The following is a 7,669-nucleotide window of genomic DNA, read 5'->3' on the forward strand; positions in this document are numbered from 1 at the left end:
GCAAACATGGGCCGCAAGCAGCAATTACTTAAACGCCATCGTCGTAACAAACGCATGGCGTTGTTGATTGGTTTGGTGTTGCTGGTCGCCATTGGCGTGCTGGTGGCGTGGTGGTTACCGCTGCTGCTGGCCATTGGCGCATGGGTCGCCCACGAAGCGTGGTTTGCTGATCATCTGTTTTATTCCCCAGGCGACGATTATCAATACCGCTTCCCGGCTGACAGCGAACAGCTGAACGTGCGTCTGGACGGCGAATGCCTACGGCTGGAAAATCCCCTGAAGTTGCTCGGCGACGAGACCCTCATCCTCGGAGTGCCGATCAAAAGCTCGTGGCTGGGACGTTTTCTCGATCCGGCCATTGAGCTGCTGGGCACTGACGTAAGGGATCAACAGACCTTCGAGCGCGGCGTCGACGGTTTGCGTTACCTGAACTTGACCGGTCTTGGCGCTGCGTTGGCTGATGGTTCATTGCGCGTGCGTGGAAGATTTTGTCGCGTTTCCGGGTCGCCCAGGGTCTGGCTGTTTCATCACACAGACCCTAGGCGTCAACGGGTCATGGTGATCGCGCCCCATGCCGACGACGCCGAGCTGGCTGCTTATGGTTTGTACAGCCAGGCCGATGAAGCCTGGATTGTGACCCTGACCGCAGGCGAAATCGAAGCCGGGCATTACCAGCAGATGGGCATGCCACGTGCCGAAGCGGCGCGGACCAAAGGCCGTCTCCGGGCCTGGGACAGCATTGCCGTGCCGCGCTGGGGAGGCGTTCCTGAAGCGCACTGCGTACAGCTCGGCTATTTCTGCCTGCAACTGCCCGCCATGCAAGCTGCGCCTGATCAGCCCATTGCTTCCCGGGAAGCCGACTTGAGCGATACCCGACTGTTCCGCCAATTCAATTCGATGCCGTTGCCCGGCGATACGGACGGCGCACCGACCTGGAACAACCTGCTGGCGGACTTGCGCGCCCTGCTGTTGAAAGCTCGGCCTGAAGTGTTGGTCATGCCGCATCCCTCCATTGATCCGCACCCTGACCACATCTGTGCGCAGGCGGCGGTGCTTGAGGCATTGCAGGGGCTGGAATGGCAGCCGAAAACCATTCTCGGCTATGCCAACCACCTGCATGACAACGACCGTTGGCCCATGGGCGACGCCCATAGCGGCGTGAGTTTGCCCCCTTATTTTGCAGGTGCCGACTCGACGGATGAATTGATCCCTTACAGCCTTGAGTTATCAGCCTCGACACAACGGGACAAGGCCATGGCCCTGGGCATGATGCACGATTTGCAGCCGCCACCGCCGTTCAAACGCCGGGTCCGCCGTTGGTTGCAACAATTGCTGGCTGGCCGGCGTTGGCCAGCAGAAGGCGAAAACGAATTTTTCAGAAAAGCTGTCCGCCGACACGAATTGTTCTGGCGCAAAGACAGTTGATTTAACAGGCTTCGCGCTTCGAGGAAACCGATGAAAGTTCTATTTCTGGTGCAAAAGGAACAGCGTGCCATTCTGGACCGCTTGTACGAAGGCGTTGCCGAGCACTGCGAATGCGATCTGCGCTGGCTGACCTCCGAGGAACAACGGAACCTGCGTGGGTACTTCCGACGCGAAGTGGACGTTACGCGCTACGACCGTATCGTTTTTTTTCTTCGCTTCAAGCAAGAAATTCGTCAGGTCGCGTTCATTCGTACCGTCCCTAATCTGGTGATCCTCGAACACGACGCTTACCAGAACTATATTCCCTGCAAATACACCGGAAAATTCAGCGCGCATTACCGCAAACTGCCGTGGGCACGGGTGATCAGTTCCGGGTTTATGGTCAGCGAGCGCCTGAAGGAAGAAGGCTTCGATGCGGTGTTCGTCCCCAAAGGCTACGACCAGAACCTGCTGCAGGATCAAAGTCGCGAGCGAGATATTGAGTTGGCTTTTGTCGGCAGCACCAATAGTGTTGCCTACAGCGGTCGCAAAGCATTGCTGGACGAGCTGGGTCGAGTAGAAACCCTGGTTGTGACCCGCACCAAGTCCGGTGATGAATACCGCGATACGCTGAACCGCATCCGGTTTTTCGTCAGCGCCGATGTTGGCATGGGCGAATATATGATCAAGAATTTCGAAGCCATGGCTTGTGGCTGTGTCTTGCTGGCGTTCGATCAAGGTGCTGCCGAGAACGCCGCGCTGGGATTGCAAGACATGCACAACGTTGTGTTTTACAGCAGCATTGCGCAGTTGCAGGAAAAGCTCTCGGTGCTGCGGGCTGACCCGGAACTGGCCGCACGAATAGCGGTTAACGGGCGAAACCTTGCGGTATCGCAATTCAGTTTCGCAGCAATTGGTAAACGTATTGTCCAAGAGCTTGAACCCGCATTGCGTACGCAGCCAACCTCTGGCTGGTTCGAGCGTTTGCGCGGTACGTTGGGAATTTGAAGCCGCCGATGGACTCTACCAATTGGGTTTGACGAGAATAGGCGATGAGGCGATGCTGCTTCGGTCACGGCTAGCTCGGCAACAGGCCTAAAGACATGGCAGTGGAGGCGGGAATGCTGGAAAAGAACGTTTACACATTTTGAAAAAGCTGACAGTAAATAGTGATGGCATTGGCGCCTGCATTACGTGAGGATGCTCACCTGTTTTTCTAGGCAAGATTGCTGTTCCGCAGAAATTTAGCAGTGGCGAACCACTGCAGCAGTGGACGCAACGGCGGGAAGCGAACGATTGGATGCAAAAATGAAATGGCCTCTGGTCTCGATTCTGGTGCCGTGTTTCAACCACGAGCGCTACATCGAGGAGTGCCTGCTGAGTATCCTGCGGCAGGACTACGAAAATTTTGAGTTGATCGTCGTTAACGACGGGTCGACCGACTCCAGTGCCGAAAAAATCGAGGCGCTGCGCCAGGTCCACGGCTTTCAGTTCTATCAGCAAGAAAACCAGGGCGTGAGTGCTGCTTTGAATACGGCGCTGAGCCATGCCGTCGGTGAGTTCATCGTTACCCACGACTCCGATGACGTCATGCTGGAAGGTCGGTTGCAGCGTCAGGTCAGCTACTTGCAGGATCACCCTGACGTGGGTCTGTTAGGGGCCAGGGTTATCTACATCGACGCCCAGGGCACGATGCTCAAACACAGCGATTCCAACAAGAATTCGGTACAGCGGTGGACGTTCGACGAACTGCTCGCCGGCGCCTATGCCGTTGGCGCTCCGGTGGCCATGTATCGGCGCGAAGCGATCGACAGGGTGGGCGGCTACGATCCGTCGATCAAGGTTCAGGATTTTCAAATGACCCTGAAAATCGCTCATCTGGATTACAGGGTCGATATCCTTCCTGACTTCGTCACCCTATACCGCCGTCACGACACCAACATTTCCAAAGTCGCTTATAAAAGTCAGCTTATCTATGACCTGCAGGTTATCGAGTCCTACAAAGATAGCCCGGCCTACGCATCGGCCAAATTGGCAGTGGTCAACAAAGCGCTGAAGGAATCGGTGGTCGCCGACAAGGCATTTGCCCGCGGGCTGTTTACCAGTATCCCGGTTTATCGTTGGAACAGGCTGACGTGGAAACGCTTCAGGCATTTCATTTTCAAGTCCAACAAGCATAAAGGTGTTCGGTGAGTCGCGACGTTCAACAGCCCAGCAATTTCATAGACGGCTTCACCGACCTACAGACCCAAGTGCGCGCATTGCTCAATCATTTCGGGGTTCCCGGGTTGCTGCTCGGCTTTGGACTGTTTTGGAGCGTTGCCGGTGTGTTGCTCACCCCCTCCATGAAATTCTACAGTTGGCTGCTGACGGCTTTCGTGTACTTGCCGTGCATCTATTTGCTGATCAAGCGCTTCGATGATTTTCGCGACGCGGTGCAAAGCCGGCGCGAGTTATGGCTATTTTTGCTGCTATTCATTTATTCGGTGATCTCCGTGAGCTGGAGTGGCACCGATGAAAACTACCTGACCCTGATCAAGCGCGAACTGTTCTTTCTATCGTTGGTGTTGGGCTGGATCGTGTGGGGCCGAATGTTCCATCGGCAGCTGCAAAGCATGCTTATTATCTGGGGCGCGATGGCTGGCATTTATGCGCTGGTGGCGATTATCGCGTTTCCAATGCGTCACCTGGAGCGGATATATGGCTTCGGCAGTTTTATGGATAATCCCAACCCTGCGGGTTACACCATCGGGTTCCTATTGGTCCTCAGCTGTACCTGGTGGCCCCAGCGCCTGTGGTCAAGGTTGGTGTGGGCGGGGTTACAGGCGTGTTCGCTTTCCTTTGTCATCATGACCGGTAGCCGTGGCCCGTTGCTGTCGCTGGTGGCCGTGGCAGGTGTCGTCATGTTGGTGGGAGGGAAACGGTTCTACCGGCTGTTGGCGGTAATTCTGGTTATCGCCGCCGCCTGCTTGTTCATGCTTGAGCCGTCATTGCTGCAGCGGGGCGACTCCGAGCGGCTGGTGCTGATTAAGGGCGCGCTGGAACTCGTTCGACAGCATCCCTGGCATGGCATCGGCCTGGCGGCCAACTATGCCATCAGCGCGGGTGGGGTGATTTTCGATCACTGCCATAACTTCGTGCTAGATACGGCATTGCAATACGGCGTCATTTTCACCGCGCTGTGGATTTTTCTCTGGGGTTGGGTCGGGTTGCGCGCGTTTCGTTGCCGCAGCCAGGCACTGGGCATGGCCGTGCTGTTGGCATGGGTCTTTGCCACGGTGGCGCTGCAGTTCGATGTCTTTACCCTGTTCGGCCGCGCGCGGGCCATGTGGATGGTGGTCTGGGTGCCTTTCCTGCTGAGTTTGTGTCTGAACAATACTTCGGTAACTGCGCGGCCGTTGGTTGGCCGCGACTGAGGCTTACAGCGCCAGCTTCTCTGCCAGAATGCTGCGATCCCATTCATGGGCGCTGTGGGCGCTGTAACTGTTGAAGAAATGCACACCTTGATCCTGAAGCAACCATTCGTGGTCGTTTCGGTAGCGACGCATGTGCTGAAAGTTGCGCAGGCACATGTTTTTGCGCAGCGGTCCACGTAAGGTCCGCATGTCAGCGATGTCGATGAGCCCCAGCTCGTTTTCAGGGGTCACAACGACGTTGCCCAGGTGCAGCGAGCGGAAATAAATCCCCAGGTTGTGCAAGTTCGCGACGAAAGCCCCGAATGCCTGAAGCCATTGTGGGTCGTTGAACTGGTGTGGGTCGGCGATGACTTGCCGAAGCGTCTGGCCTGGCAACGGCTGGTAATGCACCACGTCTCGGGCAATAGTGGCTACTCGGTAAGTAGCCAGAATGTCCGGGCAGCGCACGCCACGCTTCTTGAGCTCAAGGGCGTTATCAGAAAAGCGCTGGGCATAGGGAAAAAATACCGCCGATGAAATCAACCGTTTGCGCCGAAACAACTTCATGAAGTTGCCGTCTTCCAGGCGCAGAACCTTATCGCCGAAGAAATCAGCCTCGATCACCTCGGCATCCTTGCGTAAGGTTTGGTAGTCAGCGAAAGCGAGTGCGCGCATGCGGGCTCCTTCAAAAATGGCCGCCATCATACCCCAGCCTGCGCCCTAGGGTTTAATGGGTCTGGGCTGTGATAGTATTCCGGCTCTCTTTTCTGTACCGATGACTATGAGCAAGCCAGAACAAAGCTCCAGTATGAAAATATATTTCCGACTGCTGACCTATGTGATGCCTTATATCGGCATCTTCTTACTCAGTATTCTCGGTTTCGTGATCTTTGCTTCCACCCAGCCAATGCTGGCCGGCATCCTCAAGTATTTTGTCGACGGCCTGAGCAATCCCGAGGCTGTGTTGTTTCCCAACGTGCCTTATTTGCGTGAGTTGCAGCTGCTGCAAGCCGTGCCGCTGCTGATCGTATTGATTGCTGCGTGGCAAGGTCTGGGCTCGTACCTGGGTAACTACTTTCTTGCCAAGGTCTCTCTGGGTCTGGTGCATGACCTGCGTGTCGAGCTGTTCAATAAACTATTGGTTTTGCCCAATCGTTACTTTGACACGCATAACTCGGGTCATTTGATATCACGCATTACTTTCAACGTCACCATGGTCACCGGCGCGGCAACTGACGCGATTAAAACCGTGATTCGTGAAGGCCTGACGGTGGTCTTCCTGTTTATCTACTTGTTGTGGATGAACTGGCACCTGACCCTGGTCATGCTGGCGATCCTGCCGGTGATTGGACTGATGGTCGGTAGCGCCAGCAAGAAATTTCGCCGGCAGAGCAAGAAAATTCAGGTCGCCATGGGCGACGTGACCCACGTTGCTTCGGAAACCATCCAGGGTTACCGCGTGGTGCGCAGCTTCGGCGGCGAAAGCTATGAAGAAGCGCGTTTTCGCGATGCCAGCCAGGGCAATACCGATAAACAGCTGCGGATGAACAAGACCAGCGCGGTGTACACGCCGATGCTGCAATTGGTCATCTATACCGCCATGGCGGCGCTGATGTTTCTGGTGCTGTTGCTGCGTGGCGATGCAACACCGGGTGATCTGGTCGCTTACATTACGGCTGCGGGCTTGCTGCCCAAGCCGATTCGTCAGCTGTCGGAAGTCAGTTCGACCATCCAGAAGGGCGTGTCCGGCGCAGAAAGTATTTTCGAGCAGCTGGACGTTGAACCGGAGCTGGACCTTGGCACCGTCGAGCGTGAGCGCGTTACAGGCCATCTCGAAGTGCGTAACTTGAGCTTCACCTATCCGGGCACCGAGCGGCAGGTACTGAACAACATCAGTTTCACCGCCGCGCCGGGACAGATGGTGGCGCTGGTCGGGCGTTCGGGCAGCGGCAAGTCGACATTGGCGAGCTTGATTCCGCGCTTCTATCACCATGGCGGCGGTGGGATCTTTCTTGACGGTGTTGAGATTGAGGACTATCGCCTGCGCAACCTGCGTCGGCATATTGCCCAGGTTACCCAGCACGTCACGCTGTTCAACGACAGTATCGCCAATAACATTGCTTATGGTGATCTGGCCGGCGCGCCGCGTGCTGACATTGAAGCCGCTGCGGCCGATGCGTACGCACTGGAGTTCGTCGCACAGCTGCCGGAAGGTTTCGATACCCAGGTGGGTGAGAACGGCGTGCTGTTATCCGGCGGCCAGCGTCAGCGTTTGGCGATTGCCCGTGCCTTGCTCAAGAATGCACCGCTGCTGATTCTCGACGAGGCGACGTCGGCGCTAGATACCGAGTCCGAGCGGCATATCCAGGGCGCACTTGACCAAGTGATGAAAGGCCGGACCACGCTGGTCATCGCTCACCGTCTGTCGACCATTGAAAAGGCCGACCTGATTCTGGTCATGGATCAAGGCAGCATCGTCGAGCGCGGCACCCATGCCGAGCTGTTGGCTCAGAACGGCTATTACGCCCGCCTGAATGCCTTGGGTCTGGACGAACCTGTGGTCGCCGGTATCGCCTGACCATAACACCATCAATCTGTAGGGCCAAGGTGTTGGCGAGACGATGGACCTGACAAACCGGGTCAGGCCCCTCGCCAACATATTGTCTGCTACAGATGACCTCTGCTGCAGCCTCCTACGGTTCCCTTCTGCAACCCTGTGCTAAGATTCCGCCCTTGTTCATTCTAGTAACGGGTTGTTTGATGAAGTTGTCCATGCCGCGATTCGATCAGGCGCCTGTCTTGGTGGTTGGCGATGTCATGCTCGACCGTTATTGGCATGGCGGTACCTCAAGGATTTCACCTGAGGCGCC

At 56.3% G+C, this 7,669-nt stretch carries 7 protein-coding genes; 6 read left to right on the forward strand and 1 reads right to left on the reverse strand.

The window, feature by feature from the left end; all coding sequences use genetic code 11:
* Positions 1 to 6: 6 nt before the first annotated feature.
* The 4 genes from JWR17_RS06380 (at position 7) to JWR17_RS06395 (ending at position 4,820) form a co-directional block, all read left to right on the forward strand.
* Entirely contained in the window at positions 7 to 1,425 is a 1,419-nt protein-coding gene (locus JWR17_RS06380) for a PIG-L family deacetylase (protein WP_299829442.1), read from the forward strand.
* Between the two features lie 30 nt (positions 1,426 to 1,455).
* Positions 1,456 to 2,412 carry a glycosyltransferase gene (locus JWR17_RS06385; RefSeq protein ID WP_299829421.1) on the forward strand — a complete coding sequence of 319 codons (957 nt, stop codon included), beginning with the start codon at positions 1,456 to 1,458 and terminating at the stop codon, positions 2,410 to 2,412.
* A 300-nt stretch (positions 2,413 to 2,712) separates the two neighbouring features.
* A complete protein-coding gene (locus JWR17_RS06390) occupies positions 2,713 to 3,597 on the forward strand; it encodes a glycosyltransferase family A protein (RefSeq protein ID WP_299829432.1) in 885 nt (294 codons plus the stop codon).
* Positions 3,594 to 4,820: an O-antigen ligase family protein gene (locus JWR17_RS06395; RefSeq protein WP_299829435.1), complete on the forward strand. Its 1,227-nt coding sequence runs from the start codon at positions 3,594 to 3,596 to the stop codon at positions 4,818 to 4,820. The genes JWR17_RS06390 and JWR17_RS06395 overlap by 4 nt, the downstream gene beginning before the upstream one ends.
* 3 nt (positions 4,821 to 4,823) lie before the next feature.
* Here the strand turns inward: JWR17_RS06395 and JWR17_RS06400 are convergent, their stop codons facing one another.
* Positions 4,824 to 5,474 carry a toluene tolerance protein gene (locus JWR17_RS06400; protein WP_299829436.1) on the reverse strand — a complete coding sequence of 217 codons (651 nt, stop codon included), beginning with the start codon at positions 5,472 to 5,474 and terminating at the stop codon, positions 4,824 to 4,826.
* A gap of 106 nt (positions 5,475 to 5,580) precedes the next feature.
* Between JWR17_RS06400 and msbA the strand changes: the two genes are divergently transcribed.
* Both msbA and JWR17_RS06410 read left to right on the forward strand, forming a co-directional pair.
* Positions 5,581 to 7,377, forward strand: a complete 1,797-nt coding sequence (msbA, locus tag JWR17_RS06405; protein ID WP_299829438.1) for a lipid A export permease/ATP-binding protein MsbA — start codon at positions 5,581 to 5,583, stop codon at positions 7,375 to 7,377.
* A gap of 182 nt (positions 7,378 to 7,559) precedes the next feature.
* Positions 7,560 to 7,669, forward strand: a 110-nt coding sequence (locus JWR17_RS06410) for a hypothetical protein (RefSeq protein ID WP_299829444.1), incomplete at its 3' end; no start/stop codon positions are given.

This window comes from Pseudomonas sp. (assembly GCF_028293835.1).
GTDB lineage: Bacteria > Pseudomonadota > Gammaproteobacteria > Pseudomonadales > Pseudomonadaceae > Aquipseudomonas.